Raw genomic sequence first — 25,349 nt, forward strand, 5'->3', positions numbered from 1 at the left:
ATCGCTATTTTAGCGCAATTTTCGAATTCGCATCATAGCCTCTTCGAGTATATCAAGCGGTTTAGAGTAGCAAAAGCGCACCATATTTTTCCCTGCATCATCGTGATAAAATGCCCGTCCCGGTACCGAAGCAACCCCTGTTTTTTCTAAAATTTCCATCGCTTTTTCAAAATCATCATTACCACGCACACTGCTCACGTCGCACATGACGTAATAGGCACCCGAAGGGACGCTTGGAATCAGCCCCGCATCACGTAACGCGTTACAAAAGAGGTCACGTTTATGCTCATGGATGATAGAGAGTTTCGTGTAATAACCATCGCCTATACTCTCTAATCCAACCGCTGCACCGATCTGTAACGGTGCGGGGGCACAGACATAGATGAGATCGTTGAGTTGTGCCATCGCTTCGATAACGCTCACGGGTGCTATCGCGTATCCCAATCGCCATCCTGTGATGCTGAACACTTTCGAAAAGCCTGATAGCACGACACATCGCTCTCTCAAACTTTTCACACTAAGTGCGGTGATATGGAGTGCATCGCCGTATACAAAGTGCTCATACATCTCATCGGCAAAGACTATCAAATCGTGTTTTTCGGCAAATTGCCCTATCTCTTCGAGTTCGTCGCGGGTGTAGACTTTACCGCTTGGGTTGGCGGGGTTACAGATAACCATGGCTCTCGTTTTTGGGCTCACCACTGCTTCGAGGGCTTCCATATCGAGTTTCCATTCAGGTGCTTCGAGACGGACAAAGGTAGAGACAACTCCCAATGATGTCAACGTGGAGCGGTGATAACCATAGTAAGGTTCGAACAATATCACCTCATCGAGTGGGTTGAGCAATGCCATACACGCCGTATAAAACGCTCCCGTCGCCCCATCAGAGACCAATACCTGCTCAGGCTGAATCTCAACCTCGTAAAACCGTTTCATTTTAGCGGTTATTGCATTGCGTAATCGTGGTAACCCTTCAGTCGGGGTATAGATATTCACCCCATCATTCATCGCCGCATACGCCCCCTCAATCACTTCACGAGGCACTTCGAGATCGCACACCCCTTGCGCCATATTGATTCCATCTAGGGCATTACACGCTCGTGTCATCGAGCGGATATGGGATTGTTCTACATGAGAACTTCGTTCACTCAGTCGCATTGTTCTCCTTTACATCTTCGATTCGTATCATTAGATTGTTCAATCGGTCTTTAAAATAGATCTCTCCCGCTGTCCGTTTATAGACAATATCCATCGCATCGTTACGTATGTATTGATAGATATTGCCACCACAACTCTCGCGCTTTCCCTCTCCTTTGAATATGTCCATATTTTGGAGGATTCGACGCATCGTATCACTCGGATAAGCAGGATTCAGATACTCTTTGACAAACTTCTCTTCGCTCATACACCCTGCACTAACACACACATCACTATCCAATGTAATCTTTTCGATAGAGACCCCGGCTGTGAATAACTCCACCTGCACGGCATCGTTGTCGTAGCGGAGATATCCCATGTCGGAATATTTGATTTTGGGTGTTTTTAGTGTTATTAGCTTGGGTTGACTGATAGTGAAATGGTGTGAGGAACACCCACTTATCAGAACCACCAATAGACTAACCCATAGGATAGAGAATTTTTGCATGTACTTCATCCAATTTTTGTAACACCTCTTGCGATAGGCTCACTTCCATCGCTGCCAACGAGGGTTCGAGTTGCTCAACCGACGTTGCTCCGATAATCGTTGAAGCGACAAAATCGAACTGTTTGCTCCACGCTATCGCCATTGTTACAGGATGAAATCCGGCTTCATGGGCAATTTTTAAATACTCTTGCGTAGATGCTAATGTTTTATCGTTCAAAAATCGTGCCGCCATAAGACGCTGACGACGATTAGGAGAGTTGACGTAATCACTAAAACGCCCTTGTGCAACACTGGATTGATTATACTTTCCACTCAGCACCCCTCCCCCCAACGGTGAATACGGAAGAAGTGAAATTTTCTCTTCACGGCATAACGCCCCTATCTCAGTTAAATCACGACGATTTAGGAGAGAAAAGTTATTTTGAATCGATTCGAATCGGGCAAGTGTTTCATATTTACTCACCATGAGCGATTTCATCGTCCCCCGCGCAGTATCGTTTGATGTTCCGATATAACGTACTTTTCCACTTTGCACCAGTGCATCAAACGCCCTCATCGTCTCCTCTATCGGCACTACCGAATCGGGCCAATGCATCTGATAAAGGTCGATATAATCAGTACCTAACCGTTTTAATGACCCCTCTATCGCTCGCTCGATATGAAACCGATCACACGCCGTATATCCGTGACGGATTGGGGGGACGAACCACCCAGATGCGGCACCGGCTACTTTGGTTGCGAGGATAACACTCTCTCGTGGTTTGGTTTTGAGCCACCGTCCCACCATCTCTTCAGTCAATCCAGATAGCTTCTCCTCTGGTGGGACAGGGTAAAGTTCGGCGGTATCGAAAAAGTTTACCCCCGCATCATACGCCCTATCCATGATCTTAAAAGCCTCTTTTTCATCGCACTGGCTCCCAAATGTCATTGTCCCCATGCACACAGGAGATACCCGTAAACCACTCCGTCCGATATAACGATATTCCATAGTTTCTCTTTTCATCAAGTAATCATTTAGTAATTGTATTCTACCGTTTTTAAGCTACAATACTTAAAATCATAAATATTAAAACAGGAGTATATAATGTTGGAAATCGTTCGACAAGCTCAAGCACAGTTTATGGAGATAGAGTCTATCCTTAGCTCAAATGTTGCTAAAGATCAAAATTATTTCACAATTTTGAGTGAAATGACCGACAAAGCCTACGTAACCATGAATAATGGGATGAGTGAAAGTGCTACCGTGTGCCATGAGTGTGCACAACACCGTGACTATCTTTTATCGATGCTTGATTTGCTTGAAGAGTTGAGTGCAGGTAAAGAATTCACATCGGACGATAAAGAACAACTTGATGCTTTTGCCCAAAAAATCGGTGAGATTCTCTCTAAAATTTCATCCGCACTGGAAGCTTAACTCGCAGCTCTGAGAGCGTCATACGCCTCTTGGAGGAGTTTAAATTTTTCAGTATATCGATTGACTACTTCAGGACTTTGAGTGCTGACGCTGTCGGGATGGTATTTTTTTGCCAACTGCCGATAGCGTTTTTTCAAATCATGAGGTTTACTCCCCATCGGCAGTTCAAAAATCGCATGATAACGGATCATTTTATCCATCTCATCGCTATTAAAACTCCATCCGCTAAATTGTCCGTATAACTTACTCATAAAATCATCGTCATAGCTGTAATTGATTTGGTAATGAAGTACTTCGCGACGGTTAAGTGCTTTTTCGAGACGCGTTTTTGCCGACATGGAACTTACATCGATATAAATTTGGTTTGACGTACTACTGAGAACCAACGAAGAGAGTTGTTGTTTGAGATAGCGCATAACCCAGCGATTATCACTCAAAAAAGTGATTTTAACGCGACTCGGGCCAAAGGCATACAACTCTACGTCAACTTTTTCACTCTGTCGATACGGCATCTCTATGCGTACCGCAGCGGTACGACATTTTTTGAGGGAACGACGATAAAAATGGCTGTTAAGATCATGTGCTTTGGTGTAACGATCACTTAAAGAGTCTAAAAATTCCTCTTTTTGCTCTGATGATGCGTCACTGTTGAGTACCAATACTCCATTATCCAAGAAAAGGGTATTTTGTATATGATGATCGAAAAACTCTTCCATCCACGGCTCTTCGAGGGTTGTATTTTCCCCTTGAACAAAGATAGCGTTGTTGCGTAAAACGACTCTCACGGATACCCCCCGAAGTAATTATTTACTTCAAGTAAAGCAAAAAGAGTTCCAAAAAATATTTTTTTCGCAATCAATCTATAATCATCCCTTGTACACTTTCTAACTTTATTAGAGGCTGACCTTACGCACTTTACCAAAAAGAGCGTATAAATACCACTGAAATTCTCAAAAACGTAGTTTTTGTAGCTTTAGGGGGTTGCAAGGGACATTTGTCCCTGCCACTAAAACGGATGCATTCGTTTCTATAGACGGGAGATTTTATGCTCGACCATGATGATGAGGGCAATACATTTTTAGCTATTTAACTTACTATATCTCTCGTAAATCAGCTTTTCCATTACACCTCTCACTAGCTTTTCAATTTCTCTTTTTTTTCCTAACTTTATTGCTTAGCCATTAAAAATATAGTCATACCACCAAAAAGACACTTTATTTTTCTACAGTTCTCTATTCTATCTTCAAGGAGTCTATATGTCTTATGCGACTAAACGATATTGGTTCTATGCCTTTGTCACCCTCTTTATCTTCACCGTTCCGTTTATGAGGGTCAATGACAACCACCTTTTGCTTCTCTCATTTGAGAAGCTCCAGTTTCATTTCATGGGATTGGCATACGATGTCAACGAGTTTTACATCATGCCGTTTTTGCTCATGTTTCTGTTTATCGGGATTTTTGCCCTCACCTCCATACTTGGTAGAGCGTGGTGCGGATGGGGATGTCCTCAGACAATTTTTCGAACCATTTATCGGGATTTGATTCAAGGAACCCTCCTCGATTTGAGAAATAATGCGAACAAACAAAAGCGGATGAATACCTCATCTCTTGAAAATAAGGTCAAAGTCGTTGTCGGTTTTTTACTCTGGGCACTGATCGCCATAACTGCATCGACCAACTTTATCTGGTACTTCGTCCCTCCCGAAGATTTCTTCACCTACATACAACACCCGCAAGATCATCTCTTTATTGTTATCTTCATTGCTACAACTGCGGCATTTTTGATTTATGATATTGTCTGGATGCAAGAGAGTTTTTGTACCTATCTATGCCCCTATTCACGTATTCAAACCGTACTTTATGATGATAATACCAAACACGTCGTCTATAACACCAATCGAGGCGGTGTGATTTATGCAGAAAATCAAAAACGAATTACCGATGTCAAACAGTGGATGGGTTCTGAAGAATGCACCACGTGCGAAGCATGTGTCAAAGTATGCCCTACTCATATCGATATACGAAAAGGGTTGCAGCTAGAGTGCATCAACTGTCTAGGATGCGCTGATGCTTGTACATCTGTCATGGGTAAACTGGGTAAAAAATCGCTGATCGAGTGGGGAAGTCCAAAATCGGTTTTACAAAATTTACAAAGTAGTATTTTTTCAAAACGCAACATCATGTATTTTATTGCTATGGCAGGGTCATTGATTTTTGCAGCGGTATTTGCATCGGAACAAGAGCGGGTGTTGGTCAATATCAATAAACCAAACGAACTCTACAAAGAGCAAGAGGGTATCGTGAGCAACAACTATATTGTCAATATTCACAATACCCAAAAACAAACCTATACCTACGATGTCAAAGTGGACGATAAAAACTTCCATATCGATAGCTTTGAAGCGCTACGTCTCAAAACCGACGGTATGCGAAAACGGATATTGGTGATCTCTACGAATCAGAATCTATCGCAGTCGGATCGAAGAGACACCGCGTTGAAAGTCAAACTGACTATCTTTGCAAAAGAAGATCCGAAAATCTCTGTCGACAAAGAGATCTCCTTTATCTATCCGCGAGCTCAGTGATAGAGCACCATCGAGAGGGTAAACGCGCTCCCCTCTCGAACCTTGCTCTCGACCTCTATTTTTCCTCCGAAGCTCTTTTCGATGATCATTTTGCACAAATAGAGCCCGATCCCGCTCCCTTGTGATTTCGTCGTAAAATAGGGGTCAAAAATCTTTCCGAGCGTATCGCTTGAAATCCCGCTCCCGTTATCTTCGAGTCTAATCATTGCTTCGCTCCCGTTGCTGTGGCTACGAAGGATGATCTTTGGTTCACTCACCCCGCTCAATGCATCCGATGCATTCGAGATCAACGCCAAAAGAACCTGTGAGAGCTCATTCTTTTTTCCAAAAATAGCGATCTCTTCATCACAACCAACAACCTCCAATACGATTCCCTTACTCTTCAAATCGGGGGCAATAACAGCAACACTATTGCGGATCGCTTCGGTGAGGGAAAAAGGCTCTTTCGCTTTGGCAGGGGTATAAAACTCTTTGAAATCATCAATCGTCTTGGATAAAAACTGCAACTGTTCCTGCGCCGAAGCGATTTTCTTATCAAAATATGCATCGTCTATCGTACGGTTTTCATACCGATTTTTCAAATTCATCAACAGGTAGGAGAGGTTATTGAGGGGTTGACGAAACTGGTGAGTGATATTGGCGATCATCTCACCGCTTTTTGCCATTTTGGACTGTTGAAACAACATATTTTGATGATCGAGCGCCTGATTTTTGAAAAGATTGTATTTATACGAAATCGAGATCGTAAACAACACCGCTTCCACTGCAAATGCCACCAATACAATATCGATATAGCCGTGTTCAACGTACACCTGTTTGAGCTGAAACACAAACAGCAAAATACATAGCAACGACCATCCGATGACATAAACGATCGTCGGTTTAAACCCTGAGCGGAGATTAAATACGATTGAGAGAAACAAAATCGCATACACCACCGTATAGGGAAGATATTCAAAAAGGATATAGTGATAAAAGGCGGTCAAAATGACGACATTGAGCAAAAGGGTATTGATCACCAACTCTTTAAAATTAGCAATCTTTGGAATCAAATTTCCCTCATGAAACGTTATCGCAAAGATAACGGCACTTAGCGTTGCTAGCAGAAGAAAAATCTCCTGCACAAAAGGAGCAAGAGCGAAAAGATGACTATAGGCGCTGATATATCCCAGAGAGAAAACCTGCATGGCGCAATAGCTGATATACATGATCTCTTTGGAGTAGACATAGCGCACAAGCGTATAGACGATACTCATCAGCAAAATGCCGAACGTTGCGCCGTAGGCTAAGTGGGTGAACGCTTCAGCACTCAATTTTGTACCCTGTCCCTGAGAGGTTGGAAATGAGATTTGCAGGGAGTTTTGCCTTGAGATTTTTCATCAGGGTTTTAAGGGCATCGCTACTCATGGCACTCTCTCGCCAAACATGGTTTTCGATCTCGCTATAGGTGACATAGCGGTTTTTATATTTGAGGAGCAGGCTCAACATTTGAAGTTCTTTCGTCCGTAAAGCAACAACGTCACCATCACGTACAAGGGTCTGATTGTACGTGTCAAAATAGGTGTTATCCGGAAGGTTGATGATATTCGAATCTTTATGATGGATGCTTTCGATACATTGATGCAACGCTTCTTTAAAAGCGCTCTCCTGCACCGGTTTAATGAGGTATTTGACTAACTGCAACTCTATGGCCTGAAGAAGATACGTCGTGTCACTGTACGCGCTAATGACAATAATTTGAGTCTCTTTATTCTCTTTACGGATTTGTTTAATAAACTCTAAACCGTTGAGTTTAGGCATCTGAATATCCGTAATGATGATTTCGGGATGAACCTCCCGATAGAGTTTTAATCCTTCAAAAGCATCCGAAGCGGCATGAACATGATCGAAGTAGTTTTCGAGGTACTCGATACCGTTTTCACGCGCGACATCATCGTCTTCGACATATAAAACGTGAAGATTTTTTGTGGCTAACTTTTCCATATCGTTATTGCTTTACAATCTATGATTGGCGATCACGGACTAATACCCCTGAATCATAAAATCATAAGCACCCAATAGGATACTTCGATCTTTTTCAAGATTTCCAATAACACTACCGTATTCATTGATCGGATACGATGCCATCAAATGAAACATCACCATGTAGTTTTTACCATTAACTTCGATCATAGGGGTAAAGGGTAAACTTTTATACTGTTTCGGAGATACAGCTAACGGCACGGTTAGCCTTGTATTCAGATCACCTAAAATATCGGATTGAATATCTAAAAGAAACGGATACATTTCATTGGTTTGCGTGTTTTGGTTCTCATACAAATCAAACTGTGCCATCAAAAAGCTCTATATTCTGAGGCAAATACGCCCGATTTCACCGTAAAATCGTTCAACGCTTCAATCGCTTCTTTGTTTTCCGCACGCCAACGCTCAGCTTTTTGCTCTCGTTCATATCGTATTTCAAACGTTTTGAGACGTTCAAGTCGCTCAGCATCGATAATAGAGAGCGTTCGAGCTTTTTGGTTTTTTGGTTTGATTTTAACGATAATCTCACCCATCGCATCGAGCATTTCCCCCACAACATCCGCTTTTAAATGGCTAAATGTACCGAAAGATACTGTTTCCATTTTAGCACTCCTTTGTCGATAAAATATCGATAATTTATCGATAGTATAGCATGAGAAATAATGTATAGAGTTTAATTTCTCTCTGTAATTTTCCCATAACACTCCGGACGGCGGTCACGAACAAGACCCCAATAATGGCGATGTTCGCAAATAGATACAGGATCAAACTCGCTGTAGAGAATCTCCTCACGATCTCGCGATGCTTCCGCTACTTTTTGCCCCGTATGATCGGTGATAAACGAAGAGCCATAAAAGGTCAAAGTACAGCTCTCACCGACTTCTTCACCGATGCGATTGGCGGCGATCACGGGGATGATATTCGCCGCAGAGTGCCCCATCTGTACCCGCTGCCAATGCGACGCCGAATCAACTCCGATTTCGGGCTCAGATCCGATAGCGGTCGGATAGAAAATCATATCGGCTCCCATGAGGGTAAGTGAGCGAGCGGTTTCGGGAAACCACTGATCCCAGCAGATACCGACACCCACATTTCCAAACGCGGTTTTCCACACTTTGAATCCCGTATCCCCAGGCTCAAAATAAAACTTCTCTTCATACCCAGGTCCATCAGGGATATGGGTTTTGCGGTAGTTTTCCATCACGGTACCATCAGAGTCGATCATCACCAGTGAGTTAAAACAACGCTCACCGTCACGCTCAAAATAACTAATCGGCAACACAACCCCAAGCTCTTTTGCCAACGCGCTAAAATGCCCAACGAGGGGATTATTTTGTAGGGGTTGAGCCCATTCGAAATACTTTTTGTCCATATCTTTACAAAAATAATACCCCTCGAACAGTTCAGGAATTAAAATAATATTAGCTCCGTTAGCGGAAGCTTCACGTACCATCGATTCGGCTTTTGCGACATTCGAAGTTTTATCCGTGCTCATTTGCATTTGAATTGCGGCTACTTTTACCATCATACCAACCTCAATAGATTCTTTCTAAAATTATAACGGAGTGCTTATTAAATCTTAAACAATAGCGTGTTATCCTAGTGTAATAAAATGTCTCATAGAGGTTTTACCATGAAAATTGAACCATCTTACAATACCTTACCTCAGATGAATATCGACTCTTCCAAACGGGACAAAACATTAGAAAAAATTGCATCCTCTGTTGCACTAGAAATACAAGACAGTGCTTCTCGCTCCATTGCCGACAGCTTGCAAAATGATATTTCTATGATGTCTCAAGGGGTTATGAACGCTAATGATGGCATATCAATGATGCAGATTGCCGATGGAACACTCAATTTTTTAAATGACCAAACACAAACACTCAATGACCTAAGCGTCCGTTACAACAGTGCATCATTAAATGAATCGCAAAAACAAGCATTACAAAGTGAGTTTAACCATACTGTAGCATCGATGCAACAAAGCATTAGCGGTAGTAGCTATAATGGTCAATCTCTCTTTGGCAGTAACCAAACTTTTTCATTAGGGGAGAGTAGTATCACCTCATCTATCCCCTCACTTACTCCCTCTTCGCTTTCTATAGTTAATCAAGATTCCATTCAAACCTATCGTGACTCTTTAGCACAAGCGGGATCAGACATAGGGTCTACCACCAATAGTTTGGTTACTGCATCAAATAACCTACTTGACAAAATGAGTGCAACATCTGCTGCGAAAAGTCAACTATCTGATACCGATATTGCCAAAATAATCAGTGATTTTCAACAAAGCAATACCAAACTTAATATGGCAGAAATTGCGATGGCACATCAACATGATGCGCTTCGTCAAACAATTGGAAAATTATTAGGATAAAACCGGATTTACATCCGGTCTTTGGCTTGGATGCCGAGGAGAGAGAGCCCTGTTTTAAGCGATAGTGCAACGACAAGGAGGAGTTTAAGAAGCTTTGCTTCGTCTGCTTCACCGATAACGCGGGTATCATAATAAAACTTATGGAGTTTCGCCGCTAATGCTTTGAGATAATCGGGGAGTTTTTGAACTTGACGTGACTCATACGCATCATCGATAATCTCAGGGAGCAATAGCGCTTCAAACAACAATCCATCCGCATCACCACTCAATCCTACCAAAGAAGTACCCATAATTGTTTCCATCTCTATCTCACTTTTAGAGATAAGGGTTTGGATACGTGCATGCGCGTACTGAATGTAATAGATTGGGTTAGAGCTATCTTGACGTTTGAGCTCTTCGATATCAAACTCTAATGCCGTATCGCATTTTTTACTCGCAAACATAAAACGCAAAGCATCTGATCCAATCTCTTCCACCACATCACCCATTTGAATAACCGTACCTGCCCGTTTAGACATTTTAAACGGTTCTCCGTCTTTGAGAAGACTGACCATTTGAGAAAGCTGTACTTCTAGCTTTTCAGAGTCATATCCTAAAAAGGTGACCGCCGCTTTTACGCGAGCGATATATCCGTGATGATCGGCACCCCAGATATTAATGTAGTGTTCATATCCACGCTCCAATTTTTGGTTGTGGTAGATAATGTCTCCAGCGAGATAGGTTGGGCGTCCATCTTCACGGACAACAACACGGTCATGGTCATCTCCGAATTCAGATGAGCGAATAAAGGTTTTCCCCTCATCCACATAAACACCCTCTCCCATTTTTGCCATAACACGATCCCACTCACCATACAATGAGGCCTCACTGACAAATGTATCAAAATGGACATTAACCCCCGCGAGATCATCGACAATGAGAGCTAAAATTTTATCTTTAGCCCAAAGCGCCAGCTCTTTTTGGCGACTCTCATCCCGCAACGCCTCTTCACCGAACTGCTCAAACACATCGCGAGCAAGGTCTGACATATACTCACCGCGATAATATTTCTCCGGCCACTCGATCTCTTCGCCTAAAAGAGAACTTCGACCTTCGAGCTGAAGCGATACACCCAACAAATCGATTTGATTTCCCGCATCATTAACATAATACTCTGCGGTAATATCGTACCCCAAATGGCGACCGAGCCGTAAAAGGGTATCTCCATACACAGCACCGCGAGCATGACCAATATGGAGTGGTCCTGTAGGATTAGCACTCACGAATTCGAGAAGAACCGTCCCTTTTTTCTCCGCACATCCGAACTCTTCACCATGAGAGAGTGCCCACGAGGCATACTCATTTAAAAACGACTCAGAGAGACGAAAATTGATATACCCTTTGACCGATTCAACCGCACCAAACATCTCCTCATCGGCAAATGAATTAGCAATCTCTTCAGCAATAATCATAGGGGATTTTCGAAGTTCTTTGGAGAGTGAAAATGCTATAGGGGTAGAAAAATGGCCGAAAGAACGATCTTTTGGCTTTTCCAAGACAACGTCACAATTAAATTTATCGCGCAAAAGCGCGCTGACTCGTTGCTTCAAGGGTTACGCTTGTGTATGTGTTTTAGGAGCTTCAACACCAGTAGTAGCTACTGTGTCCACTTGTTTTGGAGCTTCAGGAGTAGCAGGTGTATCTTCTTCTTTCATCTCTTTTTTGAAATTACGAATCCCTTGACCCAAACCTTTTGCTAAATCCGGTATTTTTTTTGCCCCGAACAATAAAACTACAATTGCAAGAACTATTAACCAATGACTTGTGCTAAAACTACCCATAGATATGTTTCCTTATTTTATAAAATACATTCAAGCAGTATAACGGCTCGTTGCTGTAAACGCCCTTATATTTTTATCCTGATTATTATCAAAAAATACTATTATTCGCGTCACATATCCCATTGCTGAACAAATTCGTTAATACGCTGTGCCGGAATTTTCATCCGCGCCGCTTTGGCAATCGTAACAAGAGCTTGAGCGGCCACTTCGATATCATCATTGATAATCACAAAATCATATTCTGTGATACGTTGAATTTCCCGTGTTGCCATATCAATACGTTTAGCGATAGTCTCTTCGCTGTCTGTTGAGCGATTATGCAAACGTCGTTTCAATTCATCCATTGTGGGAGTCGTAATAAAGACCGATGTAGTAATATCGGCTAGACGATTTTGTACCGCATCATTACCTTGTACATCGATATCAAAAATAACCAGTTTCCCCTCTTTAAGAGCTTGTTTAACTGGACTTAGCGATGTACCGTAATAGTTTCCATGAACAAGAGCATATTCTAGAAACATCTCCTCATCTACTTCACGCTTAAACTCCTCATGAGTCACAAAATGGTAATGAATACCATCAATCTCACCCTCACGCATCGGTCGTGTTGTTGTCGATATCGAAAAATAGCTCGAACCGATATCATTAAATACTTTATTAATAAGAGAACTTTTCCCAGCTCCGCTAGGTCCTGAGAGGACTAAAATAGCTCCATTTTTTTCAATCACTTGTCATTCCCAAAGTTGATATTTATACTTATATTAAGCCCTTTAAGCGATTTTGCTACCTCATCGTTAGAGAGTGCTTTTAAAAGTGCTTGCAACGCTTCCATCCCCTCTTGAGGCGATTTCGTCTCTACACTATCCATTTCGGTGGAAAGATCCAATTCATTGCCTAAATCTTCAATCGATGAAAGCTTGAGAGCTTCATTTAACGCTTCAGCATCCAAAGAGGAGTGTACTCCACCACCGACACGGATTTCAGGCTCTTCCTCATCCTCTTCAACTTCTTCACCAAGAGTTCGCTTAATCTCTTTCTCATCAAGCATATCGAGTGAATCAAGTCCATCCAATGATCCCAAAGAAGATAATGGTTCCAGCTCAAGTGAACCTAAATCATCCTCATCAAATTCGCTCTCCAAATCGTCCATATCAAGTTCACCGACGGCATCGTGAATCTGCTGTTCTAAATCATCAAATTCATCATCGCTAAGTGGAGATTTCAATTCTTCTTCCATCTTTTCTGATTCTTCCTCGATTGAGAGTAAATCTGTAAAATCTTCACTCCCTTCTTCGACACCTTCTTCACTCTCTTCTTCCAATGACAGTAAATTTGAAAAATCATCATCCTCTATCTCATAGGGTGGCAAACTTCCAATACTACTCTCCTCCGGTGAATCCAAATCTTCCATCATCATATCATCGAGTAATGCATCATCGTCTACAGAACTTTGTAAATCATCGTCCAAATCATCCAACATAGATGACTCAAGTATCGTATTATCATCTTTTTCGATCAGTTCATTTGGTTGATCTAGAGTATCTTCAAGCTCCAAATCTTCCATCATCGCATCATCAAAAGAATCAAATTCCAAACTCTCTTCTTTTGGAGAATCGTCATTCAGCATTGCGAGTAGGTCATCTTCATCTTCTCCAATATTCTCTGATAAATCTAATGGATCTTCACTCAATTCATCAAGATCATCCAAGTGAACTTCATTCATAGAGAGTGGTTCATCAAATTCAAAATCATCCAATGATATCTCTTCACCATCGGTACCGACTAAGAGTTCTTGCAACTCTTGTACTTCATCATGATCAAGGACATTGGTTTTAACACTTCCTATTTCACCTTCATCAATCAACTCATCCAACTCTTCATTATCCAATAGCGTATCCAACTCAATCATTGGAGTTACACGCTCTTCCACTTTCATTGCTTCGGACGTAGTTGAGAGCGATTTCTCAATTGATGTAAAGAGCTCGACAAGATCTGTAGGTAAAAATGGCTTATTAATAACTTTGTCAAATCCGGCAGGGGTAGCACTTCCTCGTGTTGCCATCAACAAAGAGCTCTTGTAAGTAATCTTATAGTTGATTGCATCCATTGCATCATCACTGTACTGAGCATCATCAATAATCAACAGATCATACGTTTCATGCTCTATTTCATCCATCGACCACACAACATGCAAATCATCTTTTGTCTTTTGTGCACTCAGTGCAACTAATTTACGAACAACGGGATTATCGTTTAATAATAAAATTCTCATAACAAATTCTGCCTTCTTGATGTTCTATGGGCTAAATGGTATCATTGTAACCAAAAAAGAATAAAATGATAAAATATCTTTCCCTAATTTTACTTTTTACCACACTTAACGCTCAGACATTCACTTATCTTCTTCCCGATGAGTATTCTACTTTTATAGCGGAGATTACACAGATGTCAAAAAATCACCCGATTACTATTCTCACTTCAACGATGAATCATCTCTCTTTAAAAAAGATATTACTAAAAAACACTACAAAAGGGTACCCACTCACACTGATAACATCAACACCTAAAAACGATCCCGCTAGCCTTATTGCGTATAAAAATGTTGAACTTACCCTCTATGATAAACGAAAATTAGAGGGGACATCAATTCTCATCGATACCCTCTATGGTTGTCAACTCTCCACTTCACTGGATGAAGAAATACTCCTAAACACCACACAAATCGTATTTTGTAGTGATGAGCCAGCCTTTATATCCACTATGGACAAAGAGTTCCAAACGCTCCAAAAACGTTCACACTCGTATCTAAAATAATTTTTCTAAAATATGAAATGCATTTTGCATTTGAGAATTGACGATCAGCATCGTCGCACTCAACGTCGCCATTAATACCAAAAACGCAACACCGATTTTAATCGGCATCCCGATAACCAACAAGTTAAATTGCGGCATCGTTTTCATGAGCATTCCAAAAATAACATCGGCAAGCATCGAGAGTGCCGTAATCGGGAAAGCAATCATGAAACCGACCACAAACATATTGACCATACCATGGATAATAAATTTAAAAAGTTCCGGTGTCACCATAAATCCCCCCAAAGGGACTGTTGATAGTGACTCTGAGGCAAAGAGTATTATCCAATGGTGTAAATCGAGAGCCAAAAGTATCATCAATGCTACCAATGCTAAAAATTGCCCGATAATCGGCATCGAAACTCCCGATTGGGGATCAATAGCCGATGCGAGGGTAAAACCCATCATAAACGATATTTGCCCCCCTGCGAACGTGATAACATGGTACGCCAATTGTAAAATTATCCCTACGGTGAGCCCAAAAAGCATCTCACCAAGTATCGCCACAGTAAGGGTCATAGCATCCAGTGGGATATGAAGAGGAGGGAGAGAGCTGTAAAATACGATAGTAAAGAAAAATGCCATCGCCGCTTTAAGTGACATCGGGATATTAGCATGGGAAAAAATCGGAACCGCCATAAAAAGTGCACTAAAGCGGGTAAATAGGAGGATAAAAGCGGCCGTTCTCCCCTCGCTAAATATCTCCGCCCACTCCATCTTATTTCCCTAAAACCAGTTTCCCATCTATCAAACGATAGAGATGAGTACAACGGGATGCTAACACTTCATCGTGCGTTACCAACACCATCCCCGCACTATGCACCTCTAAATAATCGACAAAAAGATCCATCACTTCACGAGCGGTTGCATGATCGAGATTTCCAGTCGGCTCATCGGCGAAAATCAGACGCGGTTTTTTAGAGAGGATTCGGGCAATCGATACACGCTGTTGCTGACCACCGGAGAGTTCTGTCACTTTTTGCGAGATAACATGTTCGATTCCTAGCCGTTCCAAAAGAGCATTATCGATTTTTTCCCCTGCTAATATCGATGCGACTTCGAGGTTTTCATACGCACTAAACCCTTTAAAGAGATAGTGGCTTTGGTAGATCAACCCCAAATCGTGACGGCGAAGTTTTACCAGTGCTTTATCATTAAGAGAATAGATATCGTTACCGAAAAGTTCCACTTCGCCGCTATTGGGTTTTAAGAGTGAGGAGAGGATATGCAACAACGTTGATTTACCACTTCCGCTTACTCCAACAATAGCGATTGATTCTCCGGCATCAAGAACCATGGATACATCGTTAAAAAGAGGATAATCAAATGCATGAGATAATGATGTTGCTTTTAATAGTGTCATAGGGGAATTATAAAAGAAATTAGATTAATATATGTTGCGTGCTATTATACTATGAACATTCTATCAAGGATTAAACAATGAAATATATTCTTTCAATTTCCACACTAATACTTGCCATAAATTGCCAAGCAGATATTCAGACAGCACTTACCCAAAACGGTACACAGGTAATTTTAGATGATAATGGGACATGGCGATATCTTGAACAGAAGGCAACTATAAATATTCAGCTTAATCCTAACATATTTACTAAATCAAAAGAACAGACCTTCGCAATCCAAAGTCAGAAAAATCCAACTCAACTTTGGATTGATCCAAATACATGGTCGTTTAAAAAAAGTGATGGTACTGGTGAATATGAGTTTCGCTATAAACAGGGAGAAGTTTATGCAGCAATGATTAATGAATCAATCGGATCACAAACTGAGGATATTATTAAAATTGCATTTCAAAGAGCACGTAAAGTAGCACCTGATGCCAAAATAGTTCAGACTGAATATCGTAATGTCAATGGAAAAAAGGTAATATTTATGCAGATGGAAGGCACTATCAGCGGGATTAAATTTTCTTATCTTAGCTACTATTTTGCCAATAAAAATGGAATGACTCAACTTATGACCTACACTGGTTCTTCACTTGTAGAACAATATAAAGAGGCAATTGAAATTTTTCTTAACGGTTTCGTAGCAGGAAAAGATTAAATTTTACGAGTTTTAAAAGAGGAGATAAAATTGGGTATCAAACCAAAAGGTTTGATTACGCCATTTGTGCAGCAACTTCAGCTGCGAAGTCATTGACTTGTTTTTCGATACCTTCACCGACTTCGTATTTCACAAATTCAACGATAGTAGCAGTTCCACCGTGAGCAGCAGCCTCTTTTGCAAGTGCTTGTGCCACAGTCAAAGAATCGTCCATAACGTATTTTTGGTCTAACAATGCTTGTTCTTTATCCAAAGTAGTATTGTCATCCACAAAACGTGCCAATTGACCAGGGATGATGTTCGGCCAGATTTTTTCCGGTTTACCATCAGCAATCAATTTCGCTTTGATAGCCTCTTCTGCTGCTGCCATAACTTCTGAAGTAAGTTGTGACATAGAGATGTATTGAGGAACGTTTTTAAGAGGTTTTTTCAAACGTGCTAACTCTTCGTTCTCTGTTTTGATCGCTTCGATACGTCCGATAGTCTCTTCAGCAACGTATTGTGGATCGAAATCTTGGTAACTCAAAGTTGTTGGTTTCATCGCTGCTGCGTGCATTGCTACGTTTTTAACAAATGGAGCCATTGCATCCGCAGTTTTTTGAGAATCACATGAAATAGCTACGAGAACACCGACACGACCGTTTGAGTGAACGTAACCGTTTACGATTCCGTTGTCACCTGCATTGAGGGTTACAAAACGACGTGTAACAATTTTTTCACCGATACGAGCTACTTGAGCAGTGAAATACTCAGAGAAAGTTCCAGCATCGTATGATGTTTCATTAAGCTCTTCTACACTGCTTACACCCGTAGTAAATACGTGCGCCGCTGTGTTTCCGACAAGAGAAATGAAACCATCGTTTTTCGCAACGAAATCGGTTTCAGAGTTGATCTCAACCAATGAAGCAGATGCAAAAGTATCAGAGATTTTGATCCCCAATAGCCCTTCAGCTGCTACACGGTCTGCTTTTTTAGCAGTTTGAGCCATACCACGGTCACGCAAAAAATCTTTTGCTTTTTCCATGTCGCCATCACACTCTGTAAGGGCTTTTTTACAATCCATCATCGGCGCATCAGTTGCTGCGCGGAGGTCTTTGACCATCGCTGCTGTAATTTCTGCCATGATTACGCTTCCTCTGCTACAACTTCTTCTGAAGCCGCTTCGAAAACTTCTTCAGCCGCAACTTCTTCTTCTACAACCGCTTCTTCGCTTCCACCGTTACGAAGTGCTTTACCTTCATTGATCGCTTCTGCCATTTCTTTACAGAAAAGTTGGATAGAACGGATTGCATCATCATTTCCAGGGATTGGAATGTCGATAACGTCTGGATCACAGTTAGTATCCAATGGTGCAACAACACGAATACCGAGGTTACGAGCTTCTTGAACCGCAATGTGTTCTTTTACCGCATCGATAACGAACATCATATCCGGCAATGTTTTCATGTTACGGATACCACCAAGGTATGCAATCAATTTCTCTTTTTGACGATTCATCATCAACGCTTCTTTTTTAGTCAAAAGGTTGATTTGTCCGTTTGCTTGCATCTCTTCGATGATTTCAAGTTTACGGATTGATTTTTGGATTGTTGGGAAGTTAGTCAACATTCCACCCAACCAGCGGTTATCAACGTATGGCATTCCACATGCAAGAGCACCGTCACGGATCGCAACGCGAGCTTGTTTTTTAGTTCCTACGAAAAGAACTGTTTGACCCTCAGCAGCAGCATCTACTACTTGTTGGTAAGCAGCACGGAAAAAACGCAATGTTTTTTGAAGATCGATGATATAAATGTTTTTACGAACACCGAAAATGTATTTTTTCATTTTTGGGTTCCAACGACGTGTTTGGTGACCGAAGTGTACACCGCACTCTAAAAGGTCTTTCATAGTTACCATGAGTAACTCCTGTATTAAAATATTTGTCCTTCGTTGTCTTGGGCGAATGGTAAACAGAGCCAATGAAACATCGGATGCACGAGAACGATTTATTCGCTTGCGAATTTTTACTCACGTCATTAAGAGGAGAGAAAATCGGGCGGATTATACTGAAATCGCTCTTAAATTTAGCTTTGTTTAATATTAACACCCATATCACGCTTATATCACTTTTTTTAATTACTTTCAAATTCCTTTTATATAATTTTTGTTAATATCATGAGATAGCAATGTACATTCATTGAATAATGTATTCCACTCACGACTTAAGGAGTCAAGATGAAACAACGGTTTTTAGGTTCTATCGTTGCGGCAGCACTGATCACTACCACTGCGGTAGCTGATGATGCACTAATGCAACGATTTGATAAAATGGAAAAAGAGATGAATGCGCTCAAAGCTGAGCTTAATACCCTAAAAGGTGAAAAAGAAGCAGCAGCAAAACAATCAGGAACGAATACAGCAGATGTCTCGAAAGATTTGGATGACATCAAAGATCAAATCTCAAATCTCAATAAAAAAACCAATGGCAACAATGTAAAATTTGGTGTTGATTTTCGTACCAGTGTTGATAATTTGCAATACACAATGGCTGATGGTAGCAAACAAAGCAACGCTGCTTTCCTAAGCAACCGTTTATGGCTAAATATGAACTATGTAGCCACCAAAAATCTCAGTTTCACAGGTCAACTGGCTTACAACAAAGCATTTGGAGACCGTTCAAAATCACCCGATGGTGCACTAAGCTCGTATGATGGTTTTGATTGGATCAGCAGTGAATCAGCTTACAACGATACCATGCGTGTTCGCTCAGCCTATTTCTTTTATCAAGATGATGAATTTTTAGGAACAGATATCCCATGGACGATTAGTATCGGTCGCCGTCCTTCTACTGAGGGGCATCTTATTAATCTTCGTGATGACGACAAAGCCTCATCTCCACTTGCCCATACTGTCAATGTGGAGTTTGACGGTGCCAGTGCAAAATTCGGGATGGAAAATCTCATTGGGCTTAATGGTTCGTATTTTAAACTCTGTGCCGGTCGCGGTATGAGTAATGCGGAACCGCGATTTAACTCTGCTCCCTATGCACACAGTGGTGATTTAGAAACCAACGATATTGATATGGTTGGTATTATCGTTGTCCCTTATGATGATAAACAATACAGTACCGGTTTCCAATACACCCATGCAAACAACCTTATCGATATGCTTAATCAAAATCCTGCATCTGGAATGACAACTGTTGGTGCTCTCGATACCGCAACGGCATTTGCTATGGTTAATGGTGTAGGTAACGATTGGGGTGAGTTTTTAGATAATACCATACTCTTTGCTAGCGTAGCTATGTCAAAAACAGATCCTTATGCGAATAAAACAATGCTTGGCTCACCGGACAGTAAAACCGGACGCAGTTATTGGATCGGCGCACAATTTCCATCGTTTATCAGTGAAGAGGGGAAATGGGGAGTTGAATTTAACCGAGGAACCAAATATTGGCGTCCAATCACCTATGGTGAAGATACCCTTATCGGTTCTAAAATCGCTACACGCGGAAATGCGTATGAACTCTATTTTACAGAGCCACTCGTGAAAGATATCTTAACTTTCCAACTTCGCTATACCTATATCGATTATAAATTTAGCGGTAGTAACGGTTTCTTTGGAACAACTACCGGTATGCCTATGAGTATGAGCGATGCGGTAAATGCAGGATACGGTGGACAAATCGTCGATAAAGCTCAAGATATTCGCGCCTATATCCGTTATAAATTCTAAACACTATTCTTGGACGTGGGACTTTAGTCCCGTCTTTACTTTCCGACACTAAAGTGTCGGTTCCGATTTTCACCCTTGCAACTTCATCAACTCTTCTTTTACTTTCATCACATGATCTTTGACTTTAACATTTGTCCATGCCGCTTTCACAACCCCTTGTGGATCGATGATGTACGTTGAGCGGACAATCCCCATATACTCTTTACCGTAATTTTTCTTCATCGCCCATACGCCGTAATCTTGCATCATCTGTGTGGTCGGATCACTAAGTAGTGTAATTTCAAGCGATTTTTTTTCAATAAAGTTACGATGAGATTTAGTGCTATCGGCACTTACACCCAAAATAATCGCCCCCATATCGTCATACGCATCCACTGCCGTACTAAACTCACACGCTTCGGTCGTACATCCCGGAGTAGAATCTTTCGGGTAAAAATAGAGTACTATCCATTTTCCGCGCAAATCGCGTGAACATATCTCTACGTCGTCTTGGTTACTCAAACAAAAATCGGGGGCAGTGCTTTCTAGTTCTAACATTTTTAATTTCCTTTTTTAGTGTTTATGTACTTTTCTTTTTAATAAGAAAAGTACCAAAAGAACATACCATAATCCAAAAACGCTACGTTCCTCTCGGCACTACTGCCTCCGGAACGGCTCTAGGTGTTGGATCATGGAAATTTTACAAAATGACTATCGATTTGATTTCGCTAAACTCTTCGATAGCAAAGCGTGGTCCTTCACGCCCGACACCGCTGAGTTTCACACCGCCATAAGGCTGAATATCGAAACGCAAGGTCGGCATATCGTTGATAACCACCCCTCCTGCTTCACACTCATCGATCACTTTTGTTGCATGCGCTAAATTATTGGTAAAAAGCGAAAACTGTAATCCATAGGGTGAGTTATTCATCCTCTGGATTGCATCATCGATTCCATCCACCCGCACTAAACTCACGATGGGGGCAAATACCTCTTCACAGACAATTTTCATCGATTCGGTAACATCCGCCATCACACACGGATAAAAAATACGCCCTTCTCGGTGCACAATTGTAAGTGGTCTAGCCCCCTCTTCCATCGCACTCTCCACCCAGCTCATAGCACGCATCGCTGCTTCATCATTAATCAATGGTCCTAAAAAAGTATCGTCATTGTACGGTGAACCAACGACCAATTTAGCAGTCGTATCTGCTATTTTAGCGGCAAATCTGTCATAAATAGAGCTCTCCACATAAATCCGTTGCAGTGAAATACACACCTGCCCCGAATTTACAAACGCCCCAATAGCACAGCGCGATGCCGCGTAGTCGAGATCGGCACTGGTGTCGATATAGGTTGCGGCATTCCCCCCAAGCTCCAACGAGATTTTTTTAATCCCTGCATTGCGGGTAATAATATTACCAATCCCCACCGACCCTGTAAAACTGATAACACGAGGGATGTCACTGGTAACGAGAGCATTTCCAACCTCTGCATCGCCATAGACAACACTCAGAGCATCAGGTGTCGCAAAAGGGCTTTCGATAAAAAGTTGTGCAAGCTTATAGGCACAAAGAGGAGCTTCAGGTGTCGGTTTGAGTACAACCGCATTTCCCGCAACCAATGCAGGGGCGAGTTTATGAGCCACCAAATTGAGGGGAAAGTTAAATGGTGTAATCGCGACCACCACCCCCACTGCTTCACGACGCCAATACGCATGAGCTTTACGTCCGCTCGCCATCGCGTCGGTATTAATCGTCTCACCGTGCATTGTCCGCATCGTCTCTGCGGAGAGGGTGATGGTTTCGATGCATCGATCCACTTCAACGCGTGCGTAGGTAATCGGTTTTCCTACCTCATTACATAGCGTAAGGGCAAATTCTTCACGTTGTTCACGGAGTTTAGCTGCGACATCCAACAGCCATGAGCATCGCTGATGGAGTGGAACTTTTTTGGCGATTTTAGAAGCCTTTTGAGCAATTTGCAGAGCTTGACGTGCATCCTCAGCACTGCACTCAGCCATGCGCGAAACAACACGTCCGTCATACGGGCTGAGACGCTCCGTGTAACATTGTGTTACAACCTGACGTGACCCCATCCATATATGTGCATCCATTCAACTCTCCGCTCACTAAATTATGTTTCAATTATACAAATCATCACCTAAAACGAGGGGAAAGAGGAAATTTTAAGCTCTTTCTTTTCATCTTCTCTTTAGAATGTGTCTCAAAAATACGCAGAGGATTATCATGCTTGAACTTAAAATTACCGACGGTGCACTTGGAGTTCGCCCTCCTGTTACCAAACCCCATCCGGGATTCTATTTCCAAGTGGGCGAAGAGCGTTTCCGCAAATTAATCGATGATCACTATGAGATGATCCGCAACAGCGATATTGCTTTTTTATTCCCCGTCAATGATGAAGAAGATTTTTCTAATGCCAAAAAACACGCCGCCGATTTTCTCATCCAAATTTGCGGAGGACCCGATTATTTCAATCAAACACGTGGAGAGCCCCGCATGGTAGGTCGTCATGCACCATTTCGTATTGATGAACCAGCTCGTCGCCGATGGCTTGAGTTTTACGGTGTTTTACTCCCAGCACTCGAAGATGAAGGGGTAAGCCCTGAGTACATCCAATCGTTTTGGGATTATCTCGATATTTTCTCGATTTGGATGATTAATACACCATCGCATTAATTTTCCCCTCTTGGGGAACATCCATATCCCTACCAATCTTATAGCGAAATCTTTATATTTAAACAAGAATTTAGATTTAATCGTTTAATATTGTTAATTATAATCTACAAAAAATAGGGAAATTCATGTTCGGCATAAGATTTATTAAAGTTACACCTACTGAGTTTGTAATACAATTTAAACGAGGGGAAATTGTACGAGAAGGAGTTGGACTTTCATTTTTTTATTTTGCTCCTACTACATCCCTTATTCGTATTCCAATTGGAAGCGTTGATATCCCCTTTATTTTTGAAGAAGTAACAGCTGATTTTCAACAGGTTACCATCCAAGGTCAACTTACTTACAAAATTGCAGAGCCAACAAAACTAACACAATTAATGAACTTTACCCTAGCTTCAAATGGGAAAGATTATGTGTCAGACGATCCAAAGAAACTAGCACAGCGACTTATTAATCAAGTGCAAGTCCTCACACGAACTTCACTAAAAACACTTCATCTAAAAGAAGCGTTAGGGCAATCAGACATACTAGTAGCAACTTTGAAAGAAGGGTTACAATCAATTGAAATGCTTGATGCTTTAGGAATCGAAGTTCTTGGATTATCTATTTTAGCAATTAAACCTACTTCTGAAACCTCACGTGCATTGGAAGCTGAAGCACGTGAACAAATTCTTCGTGAATCTGATGAAGCCATCTATGCCCGACGCAATGCAGCTGTCGAGCAAGAACGTTCCATCAAAGAAAATGAACTAAATACTGAAATTGCCGTGGAACATAAAAAACGCCAAATTAAAGAAACTCAAATGGAAGCGGAAAAAGCCGTTCAGCAAAAAAAGCGAGAAATTCAAGAAGCTGAAATGGCTACAAAAATTGCTTTAGAAGAACAAAACAAAGAGCTAGTTGCCCTTTCAACAGCTAATGCGCATGAGGAAGCTGATTCTAAAGCATATGCTATCGCTACCGTTATGAATGCATTTTCTGGAACAGACCCAAAAACACTTCAAGCATTAGCCAGTGTAGGGATGGATCCAGGGCAACTGGTTGCACTTGCTTTTAAAGAGTTGGCGGAAAATGCAGGTAAAATTGGACAGCTTAACATCTCTCCTGAATTACTAAGAGAACTTCTCAATCGAGACAATAGTATAAATTAATGGAACGGCGGACAGAAAATAAAATTGTAATGGTTGTTAGGCGAACACGTTTGGATGAACTGATTGTCCGCTTCAATACGGAGGATCAGGCTCGTTTTTATGTTGAACATTTAGGAGCCGATTTTTCGGATTATCAAGAAGAAGATCGTATCTATAAAACAGCTGTTCACTTTGCAGAAAAGTCACTTTCACACCACGGACGTGTTCAAGTGATCGACCGTTCTTTTATCCCTAACTTTATCTTTGGTTCACACGATACGGTAGTAGCTGTCGGACAAGACGGGTTGGTTGCAAATGTTCTAAAATATTTAAATGGGCAATTGCTCATCGGCGTCAACCCAGATCCAAAGAGATGGGAAGGTGTTTTGCTCCCTTTTACCGTATCAGATTTAAATCGAATCATATTGGAAGTCTTTGCACAAAAACGTCCCATTGTCGATGTCACAATGGCTAAAGCAAAATTAAATACAGGAGAAACTCTATACGCAGTAAATGACTTATTTATTGGTCCACGCAGTCATACTTCTGCACGATATACCATCCACGTCGGAGAACGTTCAGAATACCACTCCTCAAGTGGTATTATAGTCTCAACTGGTCTTGGGTCAACAGGTTGGTTTAGAAGTATTTTAAGTGGTGCAACTGGTATTCTCAGTACATTATCAGGTCAAACAATTGATTTCAATGAGAGCCATGGACTCGCATGGAATGCCGATTATTTATATTTTTCCGTTCGAGAACCATGGCCAAGTAAAACGTCCAAAGCAGAAATTACCTTCGGAAATGTAACTCACGCTCAACCTCTCATCCTTGTTTCACAGATGCCAGAAAACGGCATAATATTTAGCGATGGGATAGAATCTGATTTTATCCAATTTAATGCAGGAACAGAAGCAAGAATAAGTGTAGCACAAAGAAAAGGACACCTTGTAACCTAAATTACGAACGATTTAGTCGTATTAGTTACGCTCTAAAAACCTCTATCTCCAACTTTTTGACGATACAGTAATGTTTACCATT

At 41.5% G+C, this 25,349-nt stretch carries 28 protein-coding genes; 9 read left to right on the forward strand and 19 right to left on the reverse strand.

All coding sequences use genetic code 11. The features are described 5' to 3' along the window. Positions 1–9: 9 nt before the first annotated feature. From PHC76_RS09455 to PHC76_RS09465, 3 genes are read right to left on the reverse strand one after another with little or no spacing between them, the layout of a single operon-like run. Positions 10–1,158, reverse strand: coding sequence for a pyridoxal phosphate-dependent aminotransferase (locus PHC76_RS09455; protein ID WP_299969540.1), 1,149 nt, complete (start codon positions 1,156–1,158; stop codon positions 10–12). After that, positions 1,145–1,654 carry a hypothetical protein gene (locus PHC76_RS09460; RefSeq protein ID WP_299969537.1) on the reverse strand — a complete coding sequence of 170 codons (510 nt, stop codon included), beginning with the start codon at positions 1,652–1,654 and terminating at the stop codon, positions 1,145–1,147. Before PHC76_RS09460 ends, PHC76_RS09455 begins: the two co-directional genes overlap by 14 nt. After that, a complete protein-coding gene (locus tag PHC76_RS09465) occupies positions 1,617–2,633 on the reverse strand; it encodes an aldo/keto reductase (protein ID WP_299969867.1) in 1,017 nt (338 codons plus the stop codon). The genes PHC76_RS09460 and PHC76_RS09465 overlap by 38 nt, the downstream gene beginning before the upstream one ends. Positions 2,634–2,729: 96 nt before the next feature. On the opposite strand from PHC76_RS09465, the gene PHC76_RS09470 reads away from it, so the two are divergent. After that, entirely contained in the window at positions 2,730–3,059 is a 330-nt protein-coding gene (locus PHC76_RS09470) for a hypothetical protein (RefSeq protein WP_299969534.1), read from the forward strand. On the opposite strand, the gene PHC76_RS09475 is transcribed toward PHC76_RS09470, so the two are convergent. After that, entirely contained in the window at positions 3,056–3,844 is a 789-nt protein-coding gene (locus PHC76_RS09475) for a J domain-containing protein (protein ID WP_299969532.1), read from the reverse strand. The genes PHC76_RS09470 and PHC76_RS09475 overlap by 4 nt on opposite strands. A gap of 471 nt (positions 3,845–4,315) precedes the next feature. On the opposite strand from PHC76_RS09475, the gene ccoG reads away from it, so the two are divergent. Further along, complete coding sequence (gene ccoG, locus PHC76_RS09480; protein WP_299969530.1) at positions 4,316–5,644, forward strand: cytochrome c oxidase accessory protein CcoG; 1,329 nt, start codon at positions 4,316–4,318, stop codon at positions 5,642–5,644. On the opposite strand, the gene PHC76_RS09485 is transcribed toward ccoG, so the two are convergent. The 5 genes from PHC76_RS09485 to aguB form a co-directional block, all read right to left on the reverse strand. After that, positions 5,638–6,957 carry a HAMP domain-containing sensor histidine kinase gene (locus PHC76_RS09485; RefSeq protein WP_299969527.1) on the reverse strand — a complete coding sequence of 440 codons (1,320 nt, stop codon included), beginning with the start codon at positions 6,955–6,957 and terminating at the stop codon, positions 5,638–5,640. The two genes, ccoG and PHC76_RS09485, sit on opposite strands and share 7 nt — an antisense overlap. Beyond that, positions 6,947–7,627 (reverse strand): response regulator, encoded by a 681-nt coding sequence (locus PHC76_RS09490; RefSeq protein WP_299969525.1) that lies wholly within the window; start codon positions 7,625–7,627, stop codon positions 6,947–6,949. Before PHC76_RS09490 ends, PHC76_RS09485 begins: the two co-directional genes overlap by 11 nt. A 39-nt stretch (positions 7,628–7,666) precedes the next feature. Further along, a complete protein-coding gene (locus PHC76_RS09495) occupies positions 7,667–7,978 on the reverse strand; it encodes a CcdB family protein (RefSeq protein WP_299969523.1) in 312 nt (103 codons plus the stop codon). Then, a complete protein-coding gene (locus PHC76_RS09500) occupies positions 7,978–8,268 on the reverse strand; it encodes a type II toxin-antitoxin system CcdA family antitoxin (RefSeq protein ID WP_299969520.1) in 291 nt (96 codons plus the stop codon). The genes PHC76_RS09495 and PHC76_RS09500 overlap by 1 nt, the downstream gene beginning before the upstream one ends. 71 nt (positions 8,269–8,339) lie before the next feature. Next, the gene (gene aguB / locus PHC76_RS09505; RefSeq protein ID WP_299969517.1) at positions 8,340–9,191 is read right to left on the reverse strand and encodes an N-carbamoylputrescine amidase; all 852 of its coding nucleotides are present in this window, start codon (positions 9,189–9,191) and stop codon (positions 8,340–8,342) included. A gap of 108 nt (positions 9,192–9,299) precedes the next feature. On the opposite strand from aguB, the gene PHC76_RS09510 reads away from it, so the two are divergent. Continuing rightward, positions 9,300–10,046, forward strand: coding sequence for a flagellin (locus PHC76_RS09510; RefSeq protein WP_299969514.1), 747 nt, complete (start codon positions 9,300–9,302; stop codon positions 10,044–10,046). Between the two features lie 8 nt (positions 10,047–10,054). Here the strand turns inward: PHC76_RS09510 and argS are convergent, their stop codons facing one another. The 4 genes from argS to PHC76_RS09530 all read right to left on the reverse strand — a co-directional run bounded on the left by argS (position 10,055) and on the right by PHC76_RS09530 (position 14,138). Further along, positions 10,055–11,635, reverse strand: a complete 1,581-nt coding sequence (gene argS / locus PHC76_RS09515) for an arginine--tRNA ligase (RefSeq protein WP_299969511.1) — start codon at positions 11,633–11,635, stop codon at positions 10,055–10,057. A gap of 3 nt (positions 11,636–11,638) precedes the next feature. After that, entirely contained in the window at positions 11,639–11,866 is a 228-nt protein-coding gene (tatA, locus tag PHC76_RS09520; protein ID WP_299969508.1) for a twin-arginine translocase TatA/TatE family subunit, read from the reverse strand. A gap of 110 nt (positions 11,867–11,976) precedes the next feature. After that, entirely contained in the window at positions 11,977–12,594 is a 618-nt protein-coding gene (gmk, locus tag PHC76_RS09525; protein ID WP_299969505.1) for a guanylate kinase, read from the reverse strand. Then, positions 12,591–14,138, reverse strand: coding sequence for a hypothetical protein (locus PHC76_RS09530; protein WP_299969502.1), 1,548 nt, complete (start codon positions 14,136–14,138; stop codon positions 12,591–12,593). The genes gmk and PHC76_RS09530 overlap by 4 nt, the downstream gene beginning before the upstream one ends. Before the next feature lie 65 nt (positions 14,139–14,203). Here PHC76_RS09530 and PHC76_RS09535 point away from each other — a divergent pair, with 65 nt between their 5' ends. Next, positions 14,204–14,680: a hypothetical protein gene (locus PHC76_RS09535; RefSeq protein WP_299969499.1), complete on the forward strand. Its 477-nt coding sequence runs from the start codon at positions 14,204–14,206 to the stop codon at positions 14,678–14,680. On the opposite strand, the gene fliR is transcribed toward PHC76_RS09535, so the two are convergent. Together fliR and PHC76_RS09545 are read right to left on the reverse strand one after the other, a co-directional pair. After that, the gene (fliR, locus tag PHC76_RS09540) at positions 14,672–15,436 is read right to left on the reverse strand and encodes a flagellar biosynthetic protein FliR (RefSeq protein WP_299969496.1); all 765 of its coding nucleotides are present in this window, start codon (positions 15,434–15,436) and stop codon (positions 14,672–14,674) included. The two genes, PHC76_RS09535 and fliR, sit on opposite strands and share 9 nt — an antisense overlap. A gap of 1 nt (position 15,437) precedes the next feature. After that, positions 15,438–16,082, reverse strand: coding sequence for an ABC transporter ATP-binding protein (locus PHC76_RS09545; RefSeq protein ID WP_299969493.1), 645 nt, complete (start codon positions 16,080–16,082; stop codon positions 15,438–15,440). A 77-nt stretch (positions 16,083–16,159) separates the two neighbouring features. Between PHC76_RS09545 and PHC76_RS09550 the strand changes: the two genes are divergently transcribed. Then, positions 16,160–16,783 (forward strand): hypothetical protein, encoded by a 624-nt coding sequence (locus tag PHC76_RS09550; RefSeq protein ID WP_299969490.1) that lies wholly within the window; start codon positions 16,160–16,162, stop codon positions 16,781–16,783. Between the two features lie 55 nt (positions 16,784–16,838). On the opposite strand, the gene tsf is transcribed toward PHC76_RS09550, so the two are convergent. Both tsf and rpsB read right to left on the reverse strand, forming a co-directional pair. Continuing rightward, complete coding sequence (gene tsf / locus PHC76_RS09555; RefSeq protein WP_299969487.1) at positions 16,839–17,906, reverse strand: translation elongation factor Ts; 1,068 nt, start codon at positions 17,904–17,906, stop codon at positions 16,839–16,841. A 2-nt stretch (positions 17,907–17,908) separates the two neighbouring features. Continuing rightward, positions 17,909–18,682 (reverse strand): 30S ribosomal protein S2, encoded by a 774-nt coding sequence (gene rpsB / locus PHC76_RS09560; RefSeq protein ID WP_299969484.1) that lies wholly within the window; start codon positions 18,680–18,682, stop codon positions 17,909–17,911. Between the two features lie 318 nt (positions 18,683–19,000). Here rpsB and PHC76_RS09565 point away from each other — a divergent pair, with 318 nt between their 5' ends. Next, complete coding sequence (locus tag PHC76_RS09565; protein WP_299969481.1) at positions 19,001–20,500, forward strand: DUF3373 family protein; 1,500 nt, start codon at positions 19,001–19,003, stop codon at positions 20,498–20,500. Positions 20,501–20,569: 69 nt separating this feature from the next. Here PHC76_RS09565 and PHC76_RS09570 read toward each other — a convergent pair whose 3' ends face one another. Beyond that, a complete protein-coding gene (locus PHC76_RS09570) occupies positions 20,570–21,037 on the reverse strand; it encodes a peroxiredoxin (RefSeq protein ID WP_299969478.1) in 468 nt (155 codons plus the stop codon). Positions 21,038–21,179: 142 nt separating this feature from the next. Then, complete coding sequence (locus PHC76_RS09575) at positions 21,180–22,595, reverse strand: aldehyde dehydrogenase family protein (RefSeq protein ID WP_299969475.1); 1,416 nt, start codon at positions 22,593–22,595, stop codon at positions 21,180–21,182. A gap of 133 nt (positions 22,596–22,728) precedes the next feature. On the opposite strand from PHC76_RS09575, the gene PHC76_RS09580 reads away from it, so the two are divergent. From PHC76_RS09580 to PHC76_RS09590, 3 genes are all read left to right on the forward strand, one after another. Next, the gene (locus PHC76_RS09580; protein WP_299969473.1) at positions 22,729–23,178 is read left to right on the forward strand and encodes a globin; all 450 of its coding nucleotides are present in this window, start codon (positions 22,729–22,731) and stop codon (positions 23,176–23,178) included. Between the two features lie 125 nt (positions 23,179–23,303). Further along, positions 23,304–24,329, forward strand: coding sequence for an SPFH domain-containing protein (locus PHC76_RS09585; RefSeq protein ID WP_299969471.1), 1,026 nt, complete (start codon positions 23,304–23,306; stop codon positions 24,327–24,329). After that, positions 24,329–25,267, forward strand: a complete 939-nt coding sequence (locus PHC76_RS09590; protein WP_299969469.1) for a hypothetical protein — start codon at positions 24,329–24,331, stop codon at positions 25,265–25,267. The genes PHC76_RS09585 and PHC76_RS09590 overlap by 1 nt, the downstream gene beginning before the upstream one ends. Positions 25,268–25,349 lie beyond the last annotated feature (82 nt).

Origin of the sequence: Sulfuricurvum sp., assembly GCF_028710345.1 — a bacterium.
GTDB lineage: Bacteria > Campylobacterota > Campylobacteria > Campylobacterales > Sulfurimonadaceae > Sulfuricurvum.

Excerpts from the sequence above, each read along its gene's own strand:
- PHC76_RS09455 (WP_299969540.1), bottom strand. The coding sequence starts at position 1,158 with ATGCGACTGAGTGAACGAAGTTCTCATGTAGAACAATCCCATATCCGC.
- PHC76_RS09460 (WP_299969537.1), bottom strand. The coding sequence starts at position 1,654 with ATGAAGTACATGCAAAAATTCTCTATCCTATGGGTTAGTCTATTGGTG.
- PHC76_RS09465 (WP_299969867.1), bottom strand. The coding sequence starts at position 2,633 with ATGGAATATCGTTATATCGGACGGAGTGGTTTACGGGTATCTCCTGTG.
- PHC76_RS09470 (WP_299969534.1), top strand. The coding sequence starts at position 2,730 with ATGTTGGAAATCGTTCGACAAGCTCAAGCACAGTTTATGGAGATAGAG.
- ccoG (WP_299969530.1), top strand. The coding sequence starts at position 4,316 with ATGTCTTATGCGACTAAACGATATTGGTTCTATGCCTTTGTCACCCTC.
- PHC76_RS09490 (WP_299969525.1), bottom strand. The coding sequence starts at position 7,627 with ATGGAAAAGTTAGCCACAAAAAATCTTCACGTTTTATATGTCGAAGAC.
- PHC76_RS09495 (WP_299969523.1), bottom strand. The coding sequence starts at position 7,978 with ATGGCACAGTTTGATTTGTATGAGAACCAAAACACGCAAACCAATGAA.
- PHC76_RS09500 (WP_299969520.1), bottom strand. The coding sequence starts at position 8,268 with ATGGAAACAGTATCTTTCGGTACATTTAGCCATTTAAAAGCGGATGTT.
- aguB (WP_299969517.1), bottom strand. The coding sequence starts at position 9,191 with ATGGTAAAAGTAGCCGCAATTCAAATGCAAATGAGCACGGATAAAACT.
- PHC76_RS09510 (WP_299969514.1), top strand. The coding sequence starts at position 9,300 with ATGAAAATTGAACCATCTTACAATACCTTACCTCAGATGAATATCGAC.
- tatA (WP_299969508.1), bottom strand. The coding sequence starts at position 11,866 with ATGGGTAGTTTTAGCACAAGTCATTGGTTAATAGTTCTTGCAATTGTA.
- PHC76_RS09530 (WP_299969502.1), bottom strand. The coding sequence starts at position 14,138 with ATGAGAATTTTATTATTAAACGATAATCCCGTTGTTCGTAAATTAGTT.
- PHC76_RS09535 (WP_299969499.1), top strand. The coding sequence starts at position 14,204 with ATGATAAAATATCTTTCCCTAATTTTACTTTTTACCACACTTAACGCT.
- fliR (WP_299969496.1), bottom strand. The coding sequence starts at position 15,436 with ATGGAGTGGGCGGAGATATTTAGCGAGGGGAGAACGGCCGCTTTTATC.
- PHC76_RS09545 (WP_299969493.1), bottom strand. The coding sequence starts at position 16,082 with ATGACACTATTAAAAGCAACATCATTATCTCATGCATTTGATTATCCT.
- PHC76_RS09550 (WP_299969490.1), top strand. The coding sequence starts at position 16,160 with ATGAAATATATTCTTTCAATTTCCACACTAATACTTGCCATAAATTGC.
- tsf (WP_299969487.1), bottom strand. The coding sequence starts at position 17,906 with ATGGCAGAAATTACAGCAGCGATGGTCAAAGACCTCCGCGCAGCAACT.
- rpsB (WP_299969484.1), bottom strand. The coding sequence starts at position 18,682 with ATGGTAACTATGAAAGACCTTTTAGAGTGCGGTGTACACTTCGGTCAC.
- PHC76_RS09565 (WP_299969481.1), top strand. The coding sequence starts at position 19,001 with ATGAAACAACGGTTTTTAGGTTCTATCGTTGCGGCAGCACTGATCACT.
- PHC76_RS09570 (WP_299969478.1), bottom strand. The coding sequence starts at position 21,037 with ATGTTAGAACTAGAAAGCACTGCCCCCGATTTTTGTTTGAGTAACCAA.
- PHC76_RS09575 (WP_299969475.1), bottom strand. The coding sequence starts at position 22,595 with ATGGATGCACATATATGGATGGGGTCACGTCAGGTTGTAACACAATGT.
- PHC76_RS09580 (WP_299969473.1), top strand. The coding sequence starts at position 22,729 with ATGCTTGAACTTAAAATTACCGACGGTGCACTTGGAGTTCGCCCTCCT.
- PHC76_RS09585 (WP_299969471.1), top strand. The coding sequence starts at position 23,304 with ATGTTCGGCATAAGATTTATTAAAGTTACACCTACTGAGTTTGTAATA.
- PHC76_RS09590 (WP_299969469.1), top strand. The coding sequence starts at position 24,329 with ATGGAACGGCGGACAGAAAATAAAATTGTAATGGTTGTTAGGCGAACA.